Annotated in this window: 22 protein-coding genes and 1 pseudogene; 14 read left to right on the plus strand and 9 right to left on the minus strand. The window is 40.8% G+C overall.

Going from position 1 to position 22,823, the window contains the following annotated elements:
* Positions 1 to 3: 3 nt before the first annotated feature.
* The 5 genes from V7K84_RS33920 (at position 4) to V7K84_RS33940 (ending at position 3,435) form a co-directional block, all read left to right on the plus strand.
* Positions 4 to 240, plus strand: a complete 237-nt coding sequence (locus V7K84_RS33920) for a hypothetical protein (RefSeq protein ID WP_334844846.1) — start codon at positions 4 to 6, stop codon at positions 238 to 240.
* Positions 233 to 1,264: a FecCD family ABC transporter permease gene (locus V7K84_RS33925; RefSeq protein ID WP_334844847.1), complete on the plus strand. Its 1,032-nt coding sequence runs from the start codon at positions 233 to 235 to the stop codon at positions 1,262 to 1,264. Before V7K84_RS33920 ends, V7K84_RS33925 begins: the two co-directional genes overlap by 8 nt.
* Positions 1,261 to 2,313, plus strand: coding sequence for a FecCD family ABC transporter permease (locus tag V7K84_RS33930; RefSeq protein WP_334844848.1), 1,053 nt, complete (start codon positions 1,261 to 1,263; stop codon positions 2,311 to 2,313). Before V7K84_RS33925 ends, V7K84_RS33930 begins: the two co-directional genes overlap by 4 nt.
* A gap of 100 nt (positions 2,314 to 2,413) precedes the next feature.
* Positions 2,414 to 2,554 (plus strand): hypothetical protein, encoded by a 141-nt coding sequence (locus V7K84_RS33935; protein WP_334844850.1) that lies wholly within the window; start codon positions 2,414 to 2,416, stop codon positions 2,552 to 2,554.
* 59 nt (positions 2,555 to 2,613) lie between these two features.
* Positions 2,614 to 3,435 (plus strand): ABC transporter ATP-binding protein, encoded by an 822-nt coding sequence (locus V7K84_RS33940; RefSeq protein ID WP_334844852.1) that lies wholly within the window; start codon positions 2,614 to 2,616, stop codon positions 3,433 to 3,435.
* Positions 3,436 to 3,473: 38 nt separating this feature from the next.
* On the opposite strand, the gene V7K84_RS33945 is transcribed toward V7K84_RS33940, so the two are convergent.
* Positions 3,474 to 3,671, minus strand: coding sequence for a hypothetical protein (locus tag V7K84_RS33945; protein ID WP_334844853.1), 198 nt, complete (start codon positions 3,669 to 3,671; stop codon positions 3,474 to 3,476).
* A 50-nt stretch (positions 3,672 to 3,721) separates the two neighbouring features.
* Positions 3,722 to 5,788, minus strand: a complete 2,067-nt coding sequence (locus tag V7K84_RS33950; protein ID WP_334844855.1) for a vWA domain-containing protein — start codon at positions 5,786 to 5,788, stop codon at positions 3,722 to 3,724.
* 307 nt (positions 5,789 to 6,095) lie between these two features.
* Here V7K84_RS33950 and V7K84_RS33955 point away from each other — a divergent pair, with 307 nt between their 5' ends.
* Both V7K84_RS33955 and V7K84_RS33960 read left to right on the plus strand, forming a co-directional pair.
* Positions 6,096 to 6,944, plus strand: coding sequence for an alpha/beta hydrolase (locus V7K84_RS33955; protein WP_334844857.1), 849 nt, complete (start codon positions 6,096 to 6,098; stop codon positions 6,942 to 6,944).
* A 136-nt stretch (positions 6,945 to 7,080) separates the two neighbouring features.
* Positions 7,081 to 8,538: an alpha-amylase gene (locus V7K84_RS33960; RefSeq protein ID WP_334844859.1), complete on the plus strand. Its 1,458-nt coding sequence runs from the start codon at positions 7,081 to 7,083 to the stop codon at positions 8,536 to 8,538.
* Positions 8,539 to 9,415: 877 nt separating this feature from the next.
* Here V7K84_RS33960 and V7K84_RS33965 read toward each other — a convergent pair.
* Both V7K84_RS33965 and V7K84_RS33970 read right to left on the minus strand, forming a co-directional pair.
* Positions 9,416 to 10,813 carry an ATP-binding protein gene (locus V7K84_RS33965; protein WP_334844860.1) on the minus strand — a complete coding sequence of 466 codons (1,398 nt, stop codon included), beginning with the start codon at positions 10,811 to 10,813 and terminating at the stop codon, positions 9,416 to 9,418.
* 370 nt (positions 10,814 to 11,183) lie between these two features.
* Positions 11,184 to 12,200 (minus strand): FecCD family ABC transporter permease, encoded by a 1,017-nt coding sequence (locus tag V7K84_RS33970; protein ID WP_094347720.1) that lies wholly within the window; start codon positions 12,198 to 12,200, stop codon positions 11,184 to 11,186.
* On the opposite strand from V7K84_RS33970, the pseudogene V7K84_RS33975 reads away from it, so the two are divergent.
* Positions 12,199 to 12,321: pseudogene (locus tag V7K84_RS33975) on the plus strand (AI-2E family transporter); the annotation flags it as partial. The gene V7K84_RS33970 and the pseudogene V7K84_RS33975 overlap by 2 nt on opposite strands.
* A 413-nt stretch (positions 12,322 to 12,734) precedes the next feature.
* On the opposite strand, the gene V7K84_RS33980 reads toward V7K84_RS33975, so the two are convergent.
* Positions 12,735 to 13,718, minus strand: a complete 984-nt coding sequence (locus V7K84_RS33980) for a CHAD domain-containing protein (RefSeq protein WP_334844862.1) — start codon at positions 13,716 to 13,718, stop codon at positions 12,735 to 12,737.
* Between the two features lie 291 nt (positions 13,719 to 14,009).
* Here V7K84_RS33980 and V7K84_RS33985 point away from each other — a divergent pair, with 291 nt between their 5' ends.
* Positions 14,010 to 15,077, plus strand: a complete 1,068-nt coding sequence (locus V7K84_RS33985) for a DUF3616 domain-containing protein (RefSeq protein WP_334844864.1) — start codon at positions 14,010 to 14,012, stop codon at positions 15,075 to 15,077.
* A 30-nt stretch (positions 15,078 to 15,107) separates the two neighbouring features.
* Here V7K84_RS33985 and V7K84_RS33990 read toward each other — a convergent pair whose 3' ends face one another.
* Positions 15,108 to 15,512, minus strand: a complete 405-nt coding sequence (locus V7K84_RS33990) for an NIL domain-containing protein (protein ID WP_094347724.1) — start codon at positions 15,510 to 15,512, stop codon at positions 15,108 to 15,110.
* A 949-nt stretch (positions 15,513 to 16,461) separates the two neighbouring features.
* Between V7K84_RS33990 and V7K84_RS33995 the strand changes: the two genes are divergently transcribed.
* Positions 16,462 to 17,070 (plus strand): sterol desaturase family protein, encoded by a 609-nt coding sequence (locus tag V7K84_RS33995; protein ID WP_334844866.1) that lies wholly within the window; start codon positions 16,462 to 16,464, stop codon positions 17,068 to 17,070.
* Between the two features lie 91 nt (positions 17,071 to 17,161).
* On the opposite strand, the gene V7K84_RS34000 is transcribed toward V7K84_RS33995, so the two are convergent.
* Both V7K84_RS34000 and aroF read right to left on the minus strand, forming a co-directional pair.
* A complete protein-coding gene (locus V7K84_RS34000; RefSeq protein ID WP_334844867.1) occupies positions 17,162 to 17,518 on the minus strand; it encodes a hypothetical protein in 357 nt (118 codons plus the stop codon).
* 315 nt (positions 17,519 to 17,833) lie between these two features.
* Entirely contained in the window at positions 17,834 to 18,703 is an 870-nt protein-coding gene (aroF, locus tag V7K84_RS34005) for a 3-deoxy-7-phosphoheptulonate synthase (protein WP_334844868.1), read from the minus strand.
* Positions 18,704 to 19,495: 792 nt separating this feature from the next.
* Here aroF and V7K84_RS34010 point away from each other — a divergent pair.
* The 4 genes from V7K84_RS34010 (at position 19,496) to V7K84_RS34025 (ending at position 22,382) form a co-directional block, all read left to right on the plus strand.
* Positions 19,496 to 19,990, plus strand: a complete 495-nt coding sequence (locus V7K84_RS34010) for a hypothetical protein (RefSeq protein ID WP_292783906.1) — start codon at positions 19,496 to 19,498, stop codon at positions 19,988 to 19,990.
* A gap of 163 nt (positions 19,991 to 20,153) precedes the next feature.
* Positions 20,154 to 20,801, plus strand: a complete 648-nt coding sequence (locus tag V7K84_RS34015; protein WP_094347732.1) for a pentapeptide repeat-containing protein — start codon at positions 20,154 to 20,156, stop codon at positions 20,799 to 20,801.
* 202 nt (positions 20,802 to 21,003) lie between these two features.
* Positions 21,004 to 21,858 (plus strand): DUF72 domain-containing protein, encoded by an 855-nt coding sequence (locus tag V7K84_RS34020; RefSeq protein WP_334844870.1) that lies wholly within the window; start codon positions 21,004 to 21,006, stop codon positions 21,856 to 21,858.
* Between the two features lie 83 nt (positions 21,859 to 21,941).
* On the plus strand, positions 21,942 to 22,382 hold the full coding sequence (locus tag V7K84_RS34025) for a hypothetical protein (RefSeq protein ID WP_334844871.1): 441 nt from the start codon (positions 21,942 to 21,944) through the stop codon (positions 22,380 to 22,382).
* 98 nt (positions 22,383 to 22,480) lie between these two features.
* Here the strand turns inward: V7K84_RS34025 and V7K84_RS34030 are convergent, their stop codons facing one another.
* Positions 22,481 to 22,765, minus strand: a complete 285-nt coding sequence (locus V7K84_RS34030; RefSeq protein WP_334844872.1) for a VOC family protein — start codon at positions 22,763 to 22,765, stop codon at positions 22,481 to 22,483.
* Between the last annotated feature and the right edge of the window lie 58 nt (positions 22,766 to 22,823).

Consider the following 22,823-nt stretch of genomic DNA (forward strand, 5'->3'; position numbering starts at 1 on the left):
GTTATGAGTTATGAATCAATTGCCTGTCTGTACAGTTGGAAAATTATTCTGGCGATCGCACTTATTAGTCTACCTTTACCAGCGTTGTCAGAAAACAAACAGCTGAATAATTATCAACCACAAATTCTTCAGACAGAGATTAGCGATCGCTTGGCATTAGAAGAACTAGCAGCTTGTGTTGGCTTATCTTCACAAGCAACAATTACACTGCTTGAAGCCAGTAATTTGAACAATGAGTAGATCGATTCCCTCATCAGCCAGAGGATTTTTATCATCCCTAACATTTCCCGTTGCGGGTTTAATTGTGGGATTGCTAATTCTTTTGATTTGTCTAATTTTCAGCGTTTCATTTGGCGCAGCAGATATTCCTCTGCATCAAGTACTCACTGCCTTTATTCAGTTTGACGGTTCCAGAGAACATTTAATTATTCAAACTGTTCGCTTACCGCGATCGCTTTTGGCAATGTTGGTGGGTGCAGCAATGGCTACTGCTGGTGCAATTATGCAGGGTGTGACTCGTAACCCATTAGCCGATCCTGGTATTTTGGGCGTGAATGCAGGTGCAGCTTTTGCTGTAGTCATTAGTATTTTTCTATTTGGAACATCCGCACCAAGTGTTTATATTTGGTGTGCGTTTATTGGTGCAGGTGTCGCGGTTGTCAGTGTCTATATTTTTGCTTCTCTGGGACGTAACGGTATAACTCCCCTAAATCTGACAATTGCGGGTGCCGCTATTAGTAGCTTACTTTCTTCACTAACAACGGGAATTTTAATAGTCAGTCAGCGAACTTTGGAAGAAATTCGCTTTTGGTTGGCTGGTTCATTGGCAGGTATGGATGAAGGTATTATTTTTCAAGTCTTGCCTTACATTTGTATTGGCACGATCTTGGCATTTGGTTTAGCAAGACAAATTACAATTTTAAGCCTCGGAGAAGATATTGCTAAAGGTTTGGGTCAACAAACTTTATGGATAAAAATTGCCGCTGCGGTCAGTGTTTTACTTTTAGAAGGTAGTTCTGTTGCTGCTGCGGGTTCAATTGGATTTATTGGATTAGTTATACCCCATATCGTTAGGTTTGTAGTTGGGGTAGATTACCGTTGGATATTACCTTATAGTGCAATTTTTGGCGGAATATTGCTGTTGGTGTCCGATATATTGGCGCGGTTATTAATTCGACCACAAGAAGTACCTGTGGGAATTATGACAGCTTTAGTTGGTGCGCCATTCTTCGTTTACTTAGCCAAATATCAAGTAAAAAAATGAAGAAAAACTCACTGATTTTTCGTTCTACAAAACTAGGATTTTCCTTTCGGATTCAAAACAAAGTTCCCAGCATTTTATTTATCTTGATAATTATCACCTTAGTAGCAATGGTAATTAACACTTCAGTGGGAGAATACCCAACACCGCTGCTAGCTGTAATTCAAACCGTACTGGGAATAGATACAGGAAATCCCGATTATGCTTTTGTAATTAATACTCTACGTTTGCCCAGAATCTTAACCGCTTGTTTGGTCGGGATCGCTTTAGCAATTTCTGGCACAATCATGCAAAGTTTAACTCGAAATTCTTTAGCTGACCCCGGAATTATTGGCATTAATTCCGGTGCAAGCCTTGCAGCGGTAAGTGTAATTGTATTATTACCAAATTTTCCAGCAGGAATTTTACCTTTATCAGCTTTTGTGGGTGCGTTAGTTGCATCTTTATTAATTTACTTTTTAGCATGGGATCGGGGACTTCATCCCGTTCGCTTAATTTTAATTGGTGTGGGAATTTCGGCTGTAGCTAGTGCTTTTACTAGTTTAATTGTGACATTTGGTCAAATTTACGATGTAAGTCAGGCTTTAGTTTGGTTAGCTGGTAGCGTTTACGGTAGAACTTGGGAACAGGTTTTTGCTTTTTTACCTTGGATAGTTATATTTGTGCCTTTGGCTTTAATCAAAGCACCAGAATTAAATATTTTAAATTTAGGAGATGATATTGCTAAAGGTTTAGGTAATAAAGTTGAATGGCAGCGCAGTTTATTATTATTAATTAGTGCAGCACTTTCTGGTGCCGCAGTAGCAACTGCGGGAACAATTGGATTTGTGGGATTAATTGCTCCCCATATAGCCCGTCAATTAGTAGGTGGAAATCATCAAGGTTTGATTCCAGTAGCGGGAATGACAGGAGCAATGATTGTGGTTTTATCTGATTTTATCGGCAGAATGATTTTTGCTCCTATCGAAATTCCTTGTGGAATTGTTACTGCTGTTATTGGTGCCCCATATTTTATTTATTTATTAATTAATAATCGAAAAAGCAAGACTTAATTTAGTATAATTAATACTCGGTAAGTAGAGAAAAATTCTTTTTTAGGTGTAGCATTAATAAAAGCGAATAGTGTGATACTTCATGTCCAGGTAATTAGTTATGATTCTCATAGTAATTGCACCCTACGCGCCAGTTGCTCATGCCATGACCGCGCTGGCTCCCCTTAATCCCCTATCTACCTGCGGGGAGGAGAAACGTGCTGATTTCGTGGGGTGGGGTTCTTTGGGTTTTATTAAGTAATCAAGCAGATATGATATTACATACTTACAAAATCATCAAAGATTCTCTTAAATTTAATTATGTCAATGTCATTATTGAGCGATAATCCACATTACCAAATGTCAGCAAATAATTTGACTTTGGGTTATGATAATATAACTATTATTAAGCATTTACATTTAGATATACCACCAGGAAAAATAACTGCTTTAGTTGGTGCAAATGGCTCTGGAAAATCCACTTTATTACGGGGTTTAGCCAGATTATTAAAACCTCGTGTTGGCACAATTTATTTAGATACAACAGATATCTTTAAGCTATCAACAAAAGATGTTGCTAAAAAGTTAGGAATTCTTACCCAAGGTCCCGTTCCACCAGAAGGATTAACCGTTCGAGATTTGGTAGCTTGTGGAAGATTTCCTTATCAAAATTGGTTGCAGCAGTGGACAAAAGAAGATGAAAAATTAGTAGAACTAGCTTTAGAAATTACTGGGATTAAACACCTGTCAGAACGCGAGTTAGATACTCTTTCTGGTGGACAGAGGCAACGTGCTTGGATTGCAATGGCATTAGCTCAAGATACGGATATTTTATTGTTAGATGAACCAACTACTTTTTTAGATTTGGCGCACCAAATAGAAGTTTTAGATTTATTGTATGATTTGAACCAAAACCAGCAACGAACGATTGTCATGGTGTTACATGATTTGAATCATGCCTGTCGTTATGCTGATTATTTGGTAGCGCTGAAAGAAGGTGAAATTTTTGCAGTTGGCGAACCTGATTTGGCGATCACTGAAAAGATGGTAAGGGAGGTATTTGGATTAGAATGTCGGATTATCCCAGACCCGGTTTCAGGGACACCGATGTGTATACCAGTGGGAAGAAAGGGGAAAAAATAGAAGCAAATCAAAACCTTATACAGCAGAATACAGTTCAGTTAAGCATTTCTTCTTTCTTGTCTTGCAGAGTAGGGAATAAGTTTTCTGACTAGCAGCGATCGCAAAACATCTCGCAGATATGCAATGCTCTCTTCTGAAATTAAATTGCTGTATTTATTGCAGATATCTAATACAGTGGAGAGCGATCGCTCTTTTGTAGATTGTAAATCTCTCCAAGAGATTACAGCGGTTTTCAAGTAATTGAACTACACCACTCCCTACTCCCCGTCTCAGTTGTGGTCTAAAATCATTTTCTTGTAATCAACCCTCTAGATTGCTCCACTAGGCGAATAAACTCACCCCGATAGCCCTCTTGGTCTTCCCCCTTCCCTTGGCTTGCCAATTTCATCACCAAATCATAACTAGCATCTCCCTTATACTCAGAGTCACGCAACACCATCCCAAAGGTAGCTACCGCAGCAGCAAATCTCAGGTTTGTGGAGGGTATCTGGTCGGTTCTCAAATCATCATCTTGGATGGTTTGGGTAATTAGTTGACTGGTGCTGTCCTGGGGCGACTTATAGCGCAGTTTCACCTGCATCAACTCATTACCAGCAGCATCCGAGGCAGTTTCACCAGAACGCTGATACCGCAAAGGGTCTATCTTTGGGAGTTTCACATCGCTTTTTGTACCAGTAGGAATTATTTCATAAAGCGCTGTCACAGAATGACCAGCCCCAATATCCCCTGCATCTTTCTTATCGTCATTGAAATCCTGGTTTTGCAGCAGGCGGTTTTCGTAACCAATCAATCGATATGCCTGAACTTTCGCCGGATTAAATTCCACCTGAATTTTCACATCCTTGGCAATGGTAAACAGAGTTCCCCTGAGATCGTTAACTAAAACCTTTTTGGCTTCCAAGAGGGTATCGATGTAAGCGTAGTTGCCGTTACCCTTATCAGCCAGTTGCTCCATTTTTCCATCCTTATAATTGCCTGTGCCAAATCCCAACACCGTCAGGAAAATTCCCTGCTCTCGCTTTTGTTCAATTAATCGCGTCAGGTCGCCATCACTGGAAACCCCGACGTTAAAATCTCCATCGGTAGCTAAAATGACTCTGTTATTACCAGATTTGAGGAAGCTTTCTTTGGCTATTTTGTAAGCTAGTTCTATGCCCTGACCGCCAGCAGTCGAGCCTCCAGCCTTTAAGCGGTCAATCGCCGCCAGAATTGTTGATTTTTGACTACCAGGAGTAGCTGGTAACACCAATCCAGCATTCCCCGCATAAACTACTAAACTTACCCGGTCTTCAGGACGCAGTTGATTCACCAACAATTTGAGCGACTGTTGCACTAAGGGTAATTTATCCGGGTCATCCATAGAACCGGAGACATCAATCAGAAATACTAAGTTGCTCGGTGGTAAGGTTTTACTTTCAAGGCGTTTACCTTGCAAACCCACCTGTACCAGCTTGTGTTGAGGATTCCAAGGAGCAGCAGCAACTTCGGTGGTGACGGAAAAAGGGCGATCGCCTTTTGGTTGGGGATAATTGTAGGTAAAATAATTGATTAATTCCTCAATTCGCACTGCATCTTTGGGTGGTAATTCTCCTTGAGTAATAAACCGTCGCACGTTGCTGTAAGATGCTGTATCTACATCAATAGAAAAGGTGGAAAGGGGATCGTTACCAACGCGATGAAAGGGATTATCTTCAATCCGGTTGTAGTTTTCTGTATTGAATCCGCTACTTATTTGTGGTTCCGGGGCAACCCTTCCAATACTGCCACTTTGGAGTTTAGGCATATTCGCACGGTTAGCAACTCGATCCTGCACAGATGAGCCAGACGGAAGACTAAGGGGTGGGGCTGTGGGTACGGCTTGAGTCTTTCGGGTAGACTCAGTTTGAATACGTTCTCTGGTAGGCTGATTCGGAGTGATAGGATTACGAGCTTCCAATTCCTCTATCGGACTTTTTAGGGTTGCTAACTCCGGTGCAAATTCTGACTGCAAGCGTTGCAGAATTTTCATATCTGCTGGGGTAACGATCTTGGGATCGGTCGCTATTAGCTCGTTACTGCGATTCACACAGGCATTCAAGACTGTAGCAAACTCAGTTCGGGTTACAGGAAGAGTGCCAAAATTTTGGACGGGAACGACACAACTATACTGTTTTACCAATGCCTGGAGTGCTTGGTAGTCAGGGTGATTGGGTAGAATGGAAGTTTTTGGAGTAGAACTGGCAGGAGTCTGATTTGCTGGAACTGCAACCGTTATAGACTGGCGTAAAATCGCAATTCCGACTGACGGTATCAATAAAAACAATATTATAATACTGACTCGCTGCCACATTTTGGACGGAATCGGGTAAGACATAGCTAAATCCTCACACTAAATTTTTTCTGTCACATTTGGGTATTTACCCAGAATAGTCCTAAGCAGCTTGGGATTTGAGAACCGTTTCAGTTTTGGTAACTGTAACTTATACAACACGAACCATTCCCGTCTAGGATTAGGGAATATCACAGTGTTTGTTGGTATCGGCTCAATAATCTGAGTTAAGTAAATTACTCATTTATGACAAAGTTGGCATAAAGTTTGGTGAAGCTGTATTAGTTGTAGTTAGGAAACATCAGAAATCGGGAAACCTGGAAATAAAGTTTTACCCGATAAATAAAAACTAATGGATAAACAGCAAATTCTAAAACTACTAATTGGTGATTTGACTTGGCAACGGCTGGTTAAATCTTTAATCTTTATCTATCTATTTTTTGCCGCATTTGTATATTTTCGGGCAGATAGCATGATTTTTCTGTCTCAACCTTCTAGCTATCAGGACGATCCAACAATTCTGAAGTTAAGCAGCGGGAAAGATACAAATATCTCAGCTACATACTTATTGAACACTCAAGCTAAATATACTATTCTTTATTCTCATGGGAATTCTGAAGATTTAGGAGATATCAAACAGATTTTAGAAAAATTACACGCATGGGGTTTTAGTGTCTTTGCTTTTGATTATCGCGGTTATGGTACGAGTCAAGGAAAATCGACAGAAATTCATGCATACGAAGATATCAATAGCGCTTACAATTATTTGACCCAAAATTTAAAAATTCCGCCTGAAAGAATTATAGTTTTAGGGCGTTCGGTTGGCGGTGGTTCTGCGGTAAATTTAGCAATGCAGAAACCAGTAGCTGGTTTAATTATTGAAAGTTCGTTTATTTCGGCTTTTAAAGTAATAGTACCTTTTAGGATTTTACCTTTTGATAAATTTCCCAATCTGGACAAGATCAAAAAAGTAAAATGTCCGATATTGGTGATTCATGGAAAAGCAGATAACATAATTCCTTTTGCTCATGGAGAAAAGTTGTTTAAGGCTGCAATATCTCCAAAACTTTCTTTGTGGGTTGAAGAGGCAAATCATAACGATTTATTCTCGATAGCTGAAGAAAAGTATCATCGAACTTTGCAGGAGTTCACTAACCTTGTCAAAGCAAATCAGCAATTATCCCGTCCCAGTAATTCGTAATTGCTCTTTGTGAAGTCTTTATTGAAACCTAAATAAATTCCGATGAAGTTATGATGTGTGACAAAAGTAACATATCCTAGCATCAGAGATTTCTGACAGAAATCTGTAAAATCAAAAATTCTACAAAGGCGATCGCATGAACAACGGTGTAATAATGCAGTATTACCATTGGTACATCTCCAATGATGGTACATTATGGGACAAGCTGGATAAAACAGCCAATGACCTAGCTAATGCAGGCTTCACTGCCTTATGGCTGCCGCCAGCTTATAAGGGCAGTGGTGGAGCATCGGATGTTGGATACGCAGTCTACGATTTGTTTGATTTGGGTGAGTTCAATCAAAAAAATACTGTTCGGACAAAATATGGAACACGCGAGCAATACTTAAAGGCTATTAAAACGGCACAGGATGCAGGTATTCAAATCTATGCCGATGTAGTTTTCAACCACAAAGATGGTGGGGATGAAATAGAACGCATCTTTGCCCAAGAAATGGATTGGAATGACCGCAACCGTCCAGTCAGCGATTGGTACGAAATTGCAGCTTATACAAAGTTCAATTTTTCTGGTCGTGAAGATAAATACTCCAGTATGAAATGGTATTGGTGGTGCTTTGATTCATTATCATATAACGCAGATACCAAAAGGGCAGACAAGCTCTACCGCCTTAAAGATAAACATTTTGAGACGGAAGTTAGCCAGGAACACGGCAACTACGATTATTTAATGGCGAATGACCTGGATACAGGTAACGACCTCGTGCGCGGTGAGTTGATGTATTGGGGGCGTTGGTTTGTTGATACCACAGGTGTAAATGGCTTTCGCATTGATGCTGTTAAACATATCCGCTCTACTTTTTTCCGTGATTGGTTAAATCACCTGCGAGTTCATTTTGGTGGGCGGGAAATATTTAGTGTTGGGGAGTACTGGTCTCAAGATACCGATGCCTTACACGGTTATATTGCCTCTAGTGATGGGCGTTTGTCGTTATTTGATGTGCCCCTACATTTCAAGTTTCACCAAGCTAGTCGCCAGGGTAGTAGTTTCGATCTGCGATCGATTTTTGATAGAACCCTAGTTAAAGAACAACCTGCCCTAGCTGTTACCTTTGTCGAAAACCATGATACTCAACCTTGTCAATCCCTAGAGTCGCCTGTTGAGCCTTGGTTTAAGCCCTTAGCCTATGCGTTAATCTTACTGCGTCGCGAAGGCTATCCTTGCGTTTTCTATGCAGATTATTACGGGGCACAATATCAAGATAAAGGACGTGATAATACCCTTTACTCTCACAGTTTTTTGATTGACAAGTTCTTGAAGGCGCGTAGAGAATACGGTTTTGGCGACCAGCATGATTACTTTGACCATCCCAATACTATCGGTTGGACGCGCTTGGGTAATGGGGCACATCCGGGTGCAATGGCTGTAGTGCTTACCAATAGCGCACCAGGAAACAAGTGGATGAATGTGTTCCGACCCAATCAGGAATTTTATGATGCCACGGGACATATAAACAATATCATTCACACCAATAACGACGGATGGGGAAATTTCCCATGTCCTGGTGGTTCAATATCGGTCTGGCTGCAAAAATAGTTTGAATAGAAAACTAAGGTTAAAGAGGTAGATAGTAAGCCCGGATTTCTCACGCATAGTGTAGGCGGAGGGGGGAAGAGGAGTGTGGGGAGTGTGGGGAGTGTGGGGGGTAAGACTTCTTCCCCATCCTCTCACACCTCCCACACCTCCCACACCTCCCCACCCCTTGGATTTCTCACAAGTGAGAAATCCAGATAAGGAATTTTCTCCCCTATCTACCTCTTTGACAATAGTATTCAACGTAGAAGGAAGCAAAATTTTCAACAGGATTACGGAATGGCGATGACATCGCTTGAAGTCATAATCATCAAAACACAAACTGAGTGCGATCGCTGATTTTTTTACTTGACCAACTCCAAGCAAGAAATCTGAAAACAGCCAAATAATTAAAGCTATTAAGGAGATAAATTAAGATGAACGAGAATAATAACCCACAACCCAAAACAAAAAAACAACCTCCTAATACAATAGGAAAACCACCTAAGACTGAGTTCATTAACTCCGAACAACAGCCCAAAACAGTAAAATTATCAGATATTAATTGACTAGGATTAATCCAATACTACTCGGTTAATAAAATTTGTAGCTTGGGTTGAACGGAGTAAAACCCAACAAAGCCTTGAAAATATTGGGTTTGGTTCCTCAATCCAACCTACACCGAGATTTTTGTTATTTTCTTTTGATTGGGTAGCACTTAATCCCCAACCCTTACCTCCAAAAACCTCTTCTACCCCAATATTTTCTTTATAACTACAAAACGAATTCTAGTGTAAGAGCCAATAATAAACTAGAAGTCTGACGAAAATATTCATTTGCTGCTAGATTTTGGGAACCAATGGTTCCTATTTTTTTATCTCTAATCCCATTGCTTATTGATTCATTTATTAGATAAGGGCAAGCAAATGGTGAAACAAGTTCTGCCTGACTGCGACTCAAATGAAAGCGTACCGTGATGGCGATTTTCTACAATCCGGCGAACGGTTTCTAAACCAAGTCCTGAACCATGCCCTACTGATTTGGTGGTGAAGAAAGGTTCAAAAATGCGGGTTTTAATTTCAGGTGGAATTCCACTGCCAGAATCGATGATGTCAATATGGGCATAGCGATCGCAATGGTGTGTTGTAATTTCTAGCAGTCCTTTACTATCCATTGCATCAATGGCGTTGTCAATTAAGTTCGTCCACACCTGATTCAGTTCGCTGCCATAGGCAAGGATTTTTGGAAGACTTCGATCGTAATTGCGTTGCACTTGGACACCGCACTTGAGTTTATGAACAAACAATCGCAAGGTATCTTCCAAGCCTTGATGTATATCTACTTCTTGCTGAGTGCCTTGATCGAGGTAAGAATAAGATTTCATCGCTTGCACAAGTTCGGAAATCCTCTCAGATCCTCGCAAACCATGTTTAATCATCGACATAACTTCAAAGGAAAGCGCTAGCCAGTGCAATCCCATTTCTCGCAATTCCGTGTTGTCGTTGCGCCAACGTTCCATGAGTTGCTCTAGGGTTTCAACCTCAACACCACCTTCCGCTAAAGGTTCTGCTAATTTCCATGCTTGGTTTACACCATAATCTTCTAGCCATTCCAGCAATATCTCTTCGCGATCGCTTAGTGTCACCGGATCTAGGCGATTATTCAAAATCGCTTCATGGCCTAGATCGCGTACTCTGAACCAGTGTTGAGTATGGGCTTCGTCAACATTGCGTTGCCCATAAACTAAGTTCATCCGTTGTAACTCTAGGATGGCGGCTGGCATTTCTTTTAATGTCCGAACCAAGGCTGCGGCTGGGTTGTTGAGTTCATGAGCTAGACCGGCAGCAAGTGTCCCTAAAGCTGCCATCTTTTCCCGCCCACGAATGAAAGACTCTAGCCCCCGGACACGACTTTGCATAATGCGGAAGACCATCCGCTCAAAATCACGACATTCATGCAGCAGTTTGCGGAAGTCTTCTCCCTTCATTTCATAGATGTGGCAATTTGAAAATGCCCGCATTGTCACAGGTGCAGGTTCATCTGTGAGTACTGGAATTTCACCAAAAAAGGATGGGGCTTCGTGTTGCCCAATGGGAATGTCCACTCCTTCACTGCGGCGGGTGATGTTGATTTTACCTTTGACTAAGATAAATAAGCGACATACAGGGTCTCCCTCATGGGATAACACTTCTCCGGCAGAAAGCTCAACTGTTTGAGCGCGATCGCAAACCCACTGCAATCGCTCTTTGGGAAGTTGTTGAAATGGGTCTAAGTTGATTAATTCCTCAACACATAACATCGATTAACCTCCTTGAGGGGGCAGGGGCAGGGGAGCAGGGGAGCAGGGGAGCAGAGGAGCAGGGGGGATAAGAAAGTAGGGTTATATAGGTGTGTTTCTCTATGGAGAATTTTGGTTTAAATAGTTGAAGAAGGCTTTGTCTCAGTTTATCAGAATGCGCAAAAAACCCGATCTGTATATCCCGGATCTCTCACGCATAGTGTAGGCTTCAGGGGAAGAGGAGTGTGGGGAGTGTGGGGAGTATGGGGGGTAAGACTTCTTCTCCATCCTCCCACACCTCCCACACCTCCCACACCTCCCACACCCTTTGGATTTCTCTCTTGTGAGAAATCCAGGTATATGCGGTGGGGATGGATAGCAGTTCGATCGCTCAAAATTTATTAAACCCAGCAGAACGACGATAAAGTAACCAGATAAACAGGGGTGAACCCAGCAAGGCAGTGACGGAACCTACTGGTAGTTCTACTGCTCCTAGTCTAGAGAGTAAATCTGCAAAAGTGAGCAACCATGCACCGGCAAGGGCAGAAAGTGGTAAAACAAAGCGATGATCTGTACCAACAATCAGGCGGACACCGTGAGGGACAACAAGACCAACAAATCCAACCAAGCCACTGATGCTGACTGCACCTGCGGCTAATAGAGTGGCGACACCACCAATTAATAGGCGCGATCGCGTCAACGAAAGCCCTAAACTCACAGCTAAATCATCTCCCAAAGCCAGTATGTTTAGCGATCGCGCCAGCAAGCATCCCCCGATCAATGCAACGATGATATAAGGCCCAGTTGTAGCAATTTCTTGCCAACCCCGTCCATTGAGGCTACCAACCAGAAAACTGAGCGCAATTTGAATTTGCCCATCTTCAGCTAAAAGCAGCAATGTACTTTGTACAGCACCAAATAAAGAACTCACCGCCACTCCGCCTAAAATCAACCGTTCAACAGAAATTCCCGACCCCGAACGACCGAGTAAAATAACGATCGCGGCAGTTAAAATTGCTCCTATCCATGCTGCTAAAGGAATTGCGATCGGGAATATGTGGCACACAATCATCAGAATTACAAGTAGTCCCGCACCCGCTGAAATGCCCAAAATAAATGGATCGGCAAGACTATTACGTAACATTCCTTGCAGCAACGCCCCTGACATTCCCAAAGCTGCGCCGACAACGATCGCAGCTGTAATGCGTGGCAGACGTAAATCCCAGAGAATTGTCTGTTTAACCGGATCGCCTTTGTGGAGTATGGCTTGCCAAAATTCCGACATATTTAAAGGTACTGCTCCTTGAGAAAGCGACAGTGCTAGCGTTACCACCAGTGCTGTACCAAACAGTAAAACAGCCCAAAATACGCGGTGTTCAGTAAAAATTGTCTGAAATGGTCTAGTCAAATTTCGCGATCCTTTCTCCAAGACAGTCCGCCTGAGCTTCCAAAATTTCTTCGTCACTCAGTTAATTTTATCTACCTATATAACATCAGCCCTTATCCCTACCTTCTTGTGGCTGAAAGTGTAATTTGGTCTACTATGGGTTTCCGACTCTTGGATTTCCCATCGTTTTTCCCCTTGATGCACCTGTTGACAAGCTTACCTTACATTACATTTTGAGTGGGTTAAAGCATGGAGTAAAACGATTCTCGGCACTACTATTAACCATATACGAACTAGTAACAGAGCCATCGAGAATGGCTCTGTTAGAGTAGGATTGTTAGAAGCACCTGGGTCTTTTTCAGCCAAGATGCTCCCCAGACAAATTGAGCGGGGAGCAATACTAGAAAGCACTATTAGACTAATTTCCGGTTTGGGTTCCACCGAAAAGACCCGTATTGTACAAATTCTTCAGAGCAATATTTATTTTTTATCTCTAGAAGCTTCTATTCAATTATCTGTTCGTTAGTGCAATCCTTTCTCAATCAAGAATAACTTTTAACTGATTACTCCTGAAAGCGGATGCAGTATTGTTAAATGAAAACTATGTCTGGTTTCAGTTTTCAGATACCGTTCTTGCAAAGGTTGCCATTGCTGCCACGACTGGTAACGACTTTCAGTTAACAAATTAGCAAAGGTGGGTAACTCTGTCTGAATTTCTGACTTGTATACATCTGCAAGCCAGTCAGTTAAAACGGCACTATCTTGCATCGTACCCAAAATTTCTTGGATGTTTTTCACTTCTGTAATATAAGCCTCGTAAGACTCGCTATATAAGTCAGTAAATAACTCCATCTGGTAGCGTATACGTTTAGCTTCTTTTCGCAAACTATGAAGACTTTCACCTTCCGTTGTCAATTGTTTTTCGATCTTTTTCGGTTTCCAGTTTTTCTGGATCTTCACTTCTGATTCTACAATTTCAGTACCAATGAGCCAACCCGGATGCAATAGGAAATTACTCACTTCGGGTAAAAGTAAGTCTGGTAGCACTTGCTGAATAGAAACAGATGCCAAAGGTTGATAACTAGGTTTCTCTAACCACTTATCCAATGAATCTTTTAAAGACTTGTAAGATTCATCGTTTAATGTTTTCTGTACACTTGATTGTACATCTTCACGTTGTTTCGCCAAAGCTGTAAAAGCTGTTTGCAGAGATTCCTGCTCTTTGCGAGGTAAGTTTGGTTTGTAATTATTTTCCAAACTTTCTTTGAGTACGTCTAAATCTCGCAGATTACCAAGACGACGGGCTATTTTACCAATATTTTTATCGCTGACTGCTTTCGGCACATCCACCGCTAGTCCAAACCGAGTTACCGCTGTGCGTAGACGGCGCATTCCCACTCGCATTTGGTGCAGCGCTTCTGGATCTTCATCTTTCTTCACTGATTTTTCCCACTTCAAGGTTTTCTTAAAGTGTTTTTCAATCGCTTGGTAGGCGTAGTCACCAAGAGTTTTTACTGTAGGTTGTGTGGCTAATTTCATAATGGGTCTGAATGATAACCTCATGAGGTTATTGCATAATAACAATATTATTTATAAATTTACATCTACTTTTGATATTTTTTTAGCTCAGATAATTGTCAGGTATGCTTATGACTATTGATAGTTGCACCCTATTTTATAAACACGCAATCTCTGTCAAAGGTTTATAAGCATCTCATCCCTCAAGTTGATATGAGCTATAGATAGTTTTGAGATAAATATTTTACGATAAGCAAATCATATATTATGATAGGATAGCTAGGATATTTATAAATACAAATATAATTTAAAATGCCGAATTTACATTTTAGAAATCAAGTTTTATTGACTTTTATAGATTCTTTTAAGGAACATAGAGAAGACTTATCAGCAGTCCTGCTAACACATCAGAAGTATTTATGGTTAGGGTCAGATGAAACCTCTACTATTGAACGTCTCTCTTTGGTCGATCCTGATAATTTTACAGAGCATCAACAATTTAGAGTAGCAGAATTTATCGATTTACCTGCACCAGAAGACAAAGAAATCGATATAGAAGGGCTGGCTTACAGTGAAAATTACTTATGGTTTGTTGGTTCTCACAGCTACAAACGCAAAAAATTTAAACCTGAAAATACAGATGCCAAAAACTTTAAAAGGCTCGGAAAAATTGAATCAGAACCTAACCGTTACGTCTTAGGACGGATTCCTCTAATAGACGGGAAGCTGTTCTCATCTTGTCCGCACCCCCAGAAGCCAGATGTGCAATTAAATGCCGCTAAATTAGAGGTGACTAATCAGGGAAATTTGCTGATGACAGCTTTAGCCAATGACAACCATTTAGGCTTATTTATTCAAGCAGCAATTCCCGGAAAGGATAATGGTTTTGATATTGAAGGAATAGGCATTTATCAAAACCGCGTCTTTCTGGGTTTGCGCGGGCCTGTATTGCGGGGTTGGGCTGTGGTGCTGGAAATAGAGTTAGAAGATTCTACCCCTGGACTGATGAAACTAAAGCAAATTGGAGAATTGCAGGAGTTATATAAAAAGCATTTTATTTGGTTGAATGGTTTAGGAATTCGGGATTTGTATGTAGATGATAAAGATTTGTTGATTTTAGCCGGGCCTACGATGGATTTAGATGGCCCCGTGCAAGTTTATCGCTGGGTAAATGGTGTAAATTTGCGAGAAAATGTCTTCAGCAATCCCGATTTTGTGCAAGATATTCCCTATGGAAATCGGGAAGAACACGCTGAGGGAATGACGCTGTTTCAGGATGTAGCTGGTATACCTTCGCTATTGGTAGTTTATGACTCTCCAGCAAAAAGTAGGCTGGTGGATGATGGTGGTGTACTTGCCGATGTGTTTAAGTTGGGCTAACTTCAATTTTGGATTTGGGATTTTAGATTGTTAAATGTTAGTAGAAATTGCTTGTACGGGACAGGTGGGGATACACTGTTCGCAGACGATACAGCGCGATCGCGTGAATGTCAACTTGTATGTCTCTGGCTGGAGGGTGAGGGCTTCGGTAGGACAAACCCCAGTACACAAGCCACAGTGGACACATACATCCTCGTCGATCGCAATTTCGCCTAATGTCGAAGAAACATTAACATTACGCGATCGCATCCACTCAATCGCCGCATCTAATTGATCGATGTCGCCCGATAATTCCACTACCAGTTTGCCAATTTGATTTGGGGCAACTTGGGCGCGGATAATATTGGCGGCGACGTTGAACTCTTTGGCCAGTACGTAAGTGACTGGCATTTGCACGGCGCGTTTCGGGAAGGTGAGTGTTACTCGTTTTTTCACAGATTTAGCAGAGGGTTTTTTCTGTTGTAGCGTATTGAGAGTTTTATCAGTCCTTTCCTACAGTAAGTTGCACGAACCAGCAAGGTAAGAGAAGGACACTGCTCCTACCTCAACATACATAGCACTATTTGCAAAAATCTTTACAACACATAAATCGACTGTAGGAGCGTACATCTACCTATATCATTGGTGTCAACTTCACGTTAAAGCCAGTTTCTAAAAAGCTTTTAGCAGATTATCTCGTTCCCAGTCTCCGACAATCCACAGCAAATTGATTTATAAAAAGTAGACGTAGGGAAAAGTCAATACAGTTCAGATAAGACCAAAACACTTGTAGAGACGGCGATTTATCGCGTCTCCAAAACCCAAAATTTTTGCCATTAGCCCTTAAATGAACCATATTGAGGGAAAAGTGATTTAAAAGTTTTTTAGGTGTTAAAGAACACAATCGGTCAAAATAAATTCAATTGTTGTTGAAATATATAATATAAACAAACAACTTAAATAAATTACAACTTGGTTCCCAAATTTAGTTATTTACTATAATTTAAATTGACCAATAACCTTTTTTTATAAAAAGTAATAATTTATATTTATATCTATGCAATAAAATTAATTTAACATATCTTAACAAAATTTAATATATATTATCTGAACTACTTGATGCTGTAAAATAAGCAGTGGATTTTGTCGATTAACAAATTAAATCTTAATTTGGTTATTTTTGGTAATTAAGACCAAAAAATTGGACATAATCAGCATTTTCATTTCACCAAATTAATATTACGGATGGGTCTAATTGACGAACTACTCATTTTGGTATTATTGCTTTTTCTTCTTCGGTATCACTCTTGCCCGATACTTTTTGATTGCTGGGGGAGCATACTTGCTCTTTTATTTAGTTCTAGGGAAGTCTCTCGCCAACAAGAGTTTGCGTTTGAAACCGTTGATGAATTCTTCCATTAAAAAGGATATTGAATTATCAGTAATCTCCACAGTAGTTTTTGCTATTTCTGGAGCATTTATGATCTCAGAGTATAATTTGGGGGCAAACCTGCTATACGCTGACATCTGGAAATATGGACTGTGGTATTTAATTGTTAGCTTTATTGCAGTGCTAATTCTTCAGGATACTTACTTTTATTTTATCCATCGGATCTTTCACCACCCGCGAATTTTTAGATGGATGCATTATGGACACCATCGTTCAGGAGAGCCAACGCCCTGGAGTTCCTCTGCCTTCGACTTACCAGAAGCGATCGTACAAGCACTTTTTTTTGTAGGTGTAAGCTTTATAGTTCCGCTGCATTTCGTCACCTTAGTTGCCGCACTGATAACTATGACAGTATGGGCAGTGTTTACTCATCTCGGATTTGAGCTATTTCCCTCCTCATCTAAAAGTTACTGGATTGGAAAGTGGCTTATTGGTTCTATGCATCATTCCATACATCATCGCAAGTATAAAGTACACTACGGTTTGTATTTTACGTTCTGGGACAAACTGCTTGGTACTGAAGATCCTAATTATGAAAACGAAACCCACATAAGGGAGTTTTAACTATAGCAGTCCTAAATCATTTTTTTCTGTTGCCTGTCATTAGTCATTTGTCCTTTGTAATCACAAATGACTCTTGACAAATGACTAATGACTATTTAATTTTTGTCGAATTCTCAAGCTTGTTTGGATTCACCCAACGGCTGACAAATTCGTTGTTATGTTTGTACACCTTGATTTGCACTTGCTTGGAACTTAACTTGACTATTTCGGCAGGAATTCTTTGGATATCGCTAGAATCTGTGCGCGGCTTGTAAAGCCAAATGACTTTTTGCCCAACTTGAAAGTTGTTAGGATGATTAGTTAAAGAAGGCGTACTGTCAGCCCAAGAGGGGAAAGCAACTGCTAAGTTGATCAAAAGTACTAAGACCACTAGAGTGATTTGAAAAAGTTTCATAATCATCGCACTTGTCTTAGGCTTGATGGGGCAATCAATCTGCTGCTCTAGCATTTAGTTATTATCCTTCTTTAGATTCTCAAAGTTGAAAGACCGGTATACTAAAACTTCTTTGGGCGATTTAGTAAAAGTTAAAATATCTACTGATTTCAGGATAAAACGACTTATAGAATAAAATCAAATAGTCTTATTTGTTAAAACGATAACTTAGATTTATATATAGAAGATTGTGTTACAAAAATACGTTTGAGAACAAATGCAATAGCTGAAGTAACAAGTTTATTTTACGAAAGCGATCGCTGTTTGCCATCAACCCAAAATAAATCTTTTGGTTGAGACATTTAAGCGATCGCCCGCCTTGTGTGAAATTTAAGCCGCACAAAAAATCGGGGCAGGTTCCAAACCCGCCCCGACATCTGATATACTGCGCCCAACAGCTGTTGCTACAGGCTTTAAACTATCAACTAAATGCACCATATCTTCTAAAGAAAGCGCTTGACGGGCATCAGAAACAGATTTTTCTGGTTCTGGGTGACATTCAATAATTAATCCATCTGCACCGCAAGCGATCGCAGCCCTAGCTACAGGTGCGACCAACTCCCGTTTCCCGACGGCATGGGAAGGATCTACAATTACAGGCAAGTGAGTTATTTGCTTGAGTGCTGCCACTGCCCCTAAATCTAGGACGTTACGGGTGTAATCGTCGAAACTGCGAATACCTCTTTCGCACAACACCACATGAGGATTCCCGTGACTGAGGATATATTCAGCAGCCATGACGAATTCTTCAATAGTCGCTGCTAAACCACGTTTGAGCAGTATTGGTTTACCAGCTTGTCCCAAAGCTTTGAGCAAATCAAAGTTTTGCATATTGCGGCTACCAACTTGCAGCATATCAGCGTGGGCGGCGACTACTTCAATTTGGGAAATTGACATCACTTCCGTGACAACTGGCATATTGTAGTGCGATCGCACCCTGGCTAAAATCTCTAATCCTGACTCTCCCATACCTTGGAAAGCGTAGGGAGATGTGCGGGGTTTGTAGACACCGCCACGCAATCCCTGTACTGATGCAGTAGATAGCCTTTGGGCGACTATCTCCATTTGTTCTAAGCTTTCAACAGTGCAAGGACCGCCTATAATTACCAGTTCTTTACCGCCGAAAGCGACTTCTTTCGAGATTTTAACGATTGTCTGGTGGTTGAGATGGGCTTGTGCAGCAAGTTTGGCATTAATCATGGTTATATTCTCCTGAAAAATTAAGTATTGGGAAAGAGGAGGCAGGGGATAGGGGATAGGGGGCAGAAGTTATTTGATTTTGAATTTTGAATTGATTTCTCCGTTGTGCCTCTATTTTGCATTCTCAAATAACAACAAAAAAGCCCGAAACCAAGAGTTCCGGGCGCGTTCTGATTCATTGGCATGACGCTATTTACCCGGAATTTATTCTGGGCCAAAAGTAAAAGCCATAAAACCAGCTACTGAAATAAGTCATGACAATGAAATTCTCCTTAAAACAACAAAAACCGCAGAGTTTGCTCTGCGGTTCACCGGGCGGTTTCCATTAGGAAACTTAATTCACCCCCGGTGAACCACCCTAAACCAAAAATAAAAGTAGGAATTTGTGTTAAGCATTTGCGGGCTTTTTGCTGGAAAAATTAAGAAATATACCTATCTAATGTAAACCTAGCAGGAAGAGTGAGCTTTGTCAAGACCTGCACAAACTATAAAAAAGCGATAGACTCAGTACAACTCTGGGGATTAAGACTAATAACGCTTTGCACAATTCAAAGTCACGCCCTGTTCTGATTATACTAGTTGCTTATTTGCGTAGACGAAAAAAGCGGTTTGTCATTAAACATCACAATAGTTGTATAACCTTAGAAGAAAAAGCCAGGATTGAGAAGTTAAAATATATAATTCTCCTGACTTCATCTTATGAAAGCTTATTGTAGGGAATTGACACCGCCATTACATTACTGCCCAAGTTCTCATTGACCAGATCAATTTTTTAGGATCATCTGTCTCATTATGCCCAGTTCCAAAATCTTAACCCAATCTTTCGACTATTATGGAGCTTACCCCTGCCCAGTCTGTCGAATAGGTAAGATTTCTCACATGCCATTGATGGAAGCTATGGCTTGTGACTTTTGCCAAGAGATTTTTACAGTCAACTTAGAGCAACAGCAAATCAAGATGCCTTCTAGGCAACCACCTTTAACTTGGCGTTGGAATGGGTTTAGTTGGACAGAAGGCCAGTTGGAAGGTATGGAATTAGGTTGGGGTTATGGATTAGCAGCAGCAGTTTTTATAATTCTTCCCACTACTCTAATTGGCATAGTAGCTTACTATTTTCCTGCTAATCTGAAGGAACCCATTACCTGGATGCCATATATTTGGACAATATTAACCTTCTTATCACATTTATCAATTATTGTTTGGATTTATATTGAAGTCTATCAAATTCCAGTTGCAGCATATTTTCGAGCGATCGCTCGATGGAGAAATGGAGAGATGGGGAGATGATAAAGTTGAAAAGCAGGGGAGCAGGGGAGCGGAGGAGAATAATTAGTACCAATGCCCAATGCCCCATGCCCCATGCCCCATGCCCCATAATCCATAACAAATGATGCAGCGGATAAATGACTCCATCACTCATAATTAAGTTGATTGTCCACCAAAATATCGTATGAGCGATCTGGAGCGGTACTATAGAGTTTTGGAATTAGAGCCTGGGGCTACACTTGAAGAAGTGAACCAGGCTTACAAAGATTTAGTCTTTGTTTGGCATCCCGATCGCATTCCTAAAGACAATCTCCGTTTACAGCAGAAAGCACAAGACAAGCTGAAAGCCATAAATGAAGCTCGTGAAAAGTTGCGTTCTCTAAAAACCAAACATCAAACTACACATCACTCACCGCCACCTCAACAGGAAAAACCATCTCAAACAATCCAGAAACCACCAAAGCAAAACTCAGACTTGAGTGGCAAAGACTACAGTCGGGCAAATTTGAGCAATAAAGACTTATCTGGCAGAAATCTAAGTTATGCCAATTTGAGCGGTGCTAATCTCAGCGATACTTTTATGCACAAAGTCAACCTTAGAGGTGCAAATTTATCTGAAGCAAATTTATTTCGGGCAAATCTACTTTTAGCCGATCTCAGGGAAGCGAATTTACGCGCTGCTAATTTGATTGGAGCGGATCTCAGTGGAGCCGACTTGCGAGGAGCCGACTTGACGGGAGCGCGGATTCGCTCTGGTGAGCGGCTTCTGGTTAAATTAGTTGGGACTAACTTAGCAGGGGCAATTATGCCTGATGGTTCAATTTATCAATAACTGAGGTTGTGCCATAACACCAAAACCCTCATGTAGAGACGCGATTTATCGCGTCTTAAAAGACAAATGTATCCACACCAATAACCTTTAACTGAAACGTATTGGTGCATAAATAACTACAAGTCGGCAATTTGACCTAGCTTTATCCATCCCTACAACCTACGTGTAAAATTGAATATATACATCAAGGCTTTTAGGCATTGTGAACTTTTTTATCGGTTGTGCTGTTTGGGCATATAAAGGTTGGGTAGGCGAACTCTATCCCCAAGGCACTCGCACTGCCGATTTTCTGAATCTCTACAGTCGTCGCTTCACCACTGTAGAAGGTAACACTACCTTTTATGCCGTGCCTAACCAAGAAACTGTAACTCGTTGGGCTGCCGAAACACCAGCAGGTTTTGAATTTTGTCTAAAATTACCGCGAGATATTACCCATCAAGGGTTGCTAAAACCTTATATTCCAGCTGCTTTAAATTTTCTGGAGGGGATGCGCCCATTGGGTAAGCATCTTGGTCCAATTTTTGCCCAGTTACCACCTAGTTATGCACCTGCATTAGTTGATGATTTGACCAACTTTCTAGAAGCTTGGCCGCGTACAGAAGCACCCCTAGCAGTGGAAGTTCGGCATCCCGACTGGTTCAAAGAACCCCATGCTAGTAATTTGACGGCACTTTTAGAAAATTTAGGTGTCGGAAGGGTACTGTTAGACTCGCGCCCCATTTACACTGGAGATGATGACCCCCAGTTGCAATCGGAACGGCGAAAACCTAAATTACCGTTGCAATTGAGTGTGACAGCACCTTTTACTCTGATTCGGTTTATTTCTCATCCGAATTTATCAGTGAATCAGCCATTTATGGAAGAGTGGGTGAGGCAGATTCAGCAATGGTTACAGATGGGAGTGCGAATTTATTTCTTTGTCCATTGTCCAATAGAAGCGCGATCGCCCAGCACAGCCCGTCATTTCCAACAGCTATTAGAACAGAATGGCGCACCAGTTCCACCCCTACCTTGGAATAACCTTGAGCATCCCCCCAATCAACTCAGTTTATGGTGAGCGTATTTAGTAGATAATTGGGGTTGTAATACTTTTCTGTTAAAGAAAAATTTTTTAGAGCAGTTCTACCAAAGGAGGTTGAGATGAGTCGTCTTCTTTATGAAAACTCAGTTTCATATAAAGGATATCTCATAATTCCATTTGTTTTTGGCAAGGCGGATAATTACGAAATTTATTCGTATAAATTGTTATCTGAGATTGGACACAAAAGCAGATTTCACAAAGCAGAAAATCCAGCAGAAATCTATGGAAGTGACGTTAGTAACATCATTGATATTGCTAAAGAGCATATCGATAAAAATTCCGAGTTTGTTCATCGCGGGGATAGTTTTAAGTCTCGCTATGTTTATCGGAACAATTTGATTATTATCTTCCAAGAAGGAGACAAATATTTTTATGACCATTACCCACCAGAGTTATTGAATAATATTGCAGCTCCAAAGTTATTCAAATCTGAATATGAATGTCTGAATTGGATTAAGCAAGGGTTTGATGGACGACATGTGCGGCAAAGGGCGATTTGAAGAAGGTAGGAGTATTTGGATTTGTGTATTACAGCTATTTTCAAGTAAATAGCTGTAATTTAGAATTTTGCCTTGCAGTATTATTTAGATGTCTGCAATTAACCTTGATTTATTGCGCTTGGCTCCATGTAGATAATTTCCCAAATGTGGCCATCTAAGTCAGCAAATCCATGTCCATACATAAAACCGTGATCTTGCGGTTCATTGTAGGTTGTTCCACCAGCAGCGACAGCCTTGCGAATCATTTCATCAACTTGTTCTCGGCTCTCAGAAGATAAACACACAAGCACTTCTGTGCTTTTTGTGGCATCACAAATTTCTTTGGGAGTAAACGTCTTAAACTTCTCATAAGCTGTTGTGCTTTTAATTTGCACAAACAGCATTTCCCTTGTTTTTTATTTTTCTTCCCCATTTAATAATAAGCTCTCCATCATTTAAGAG

The sequence above is a fragment of the Nostoc sp. genome, from assembly GCF_036917315.1.
Lineage (GTDB): Bacteria > Cyanobacteriota > Cyanobacteriia > Cyanobacteriales > Nostocaceae > Nostoc.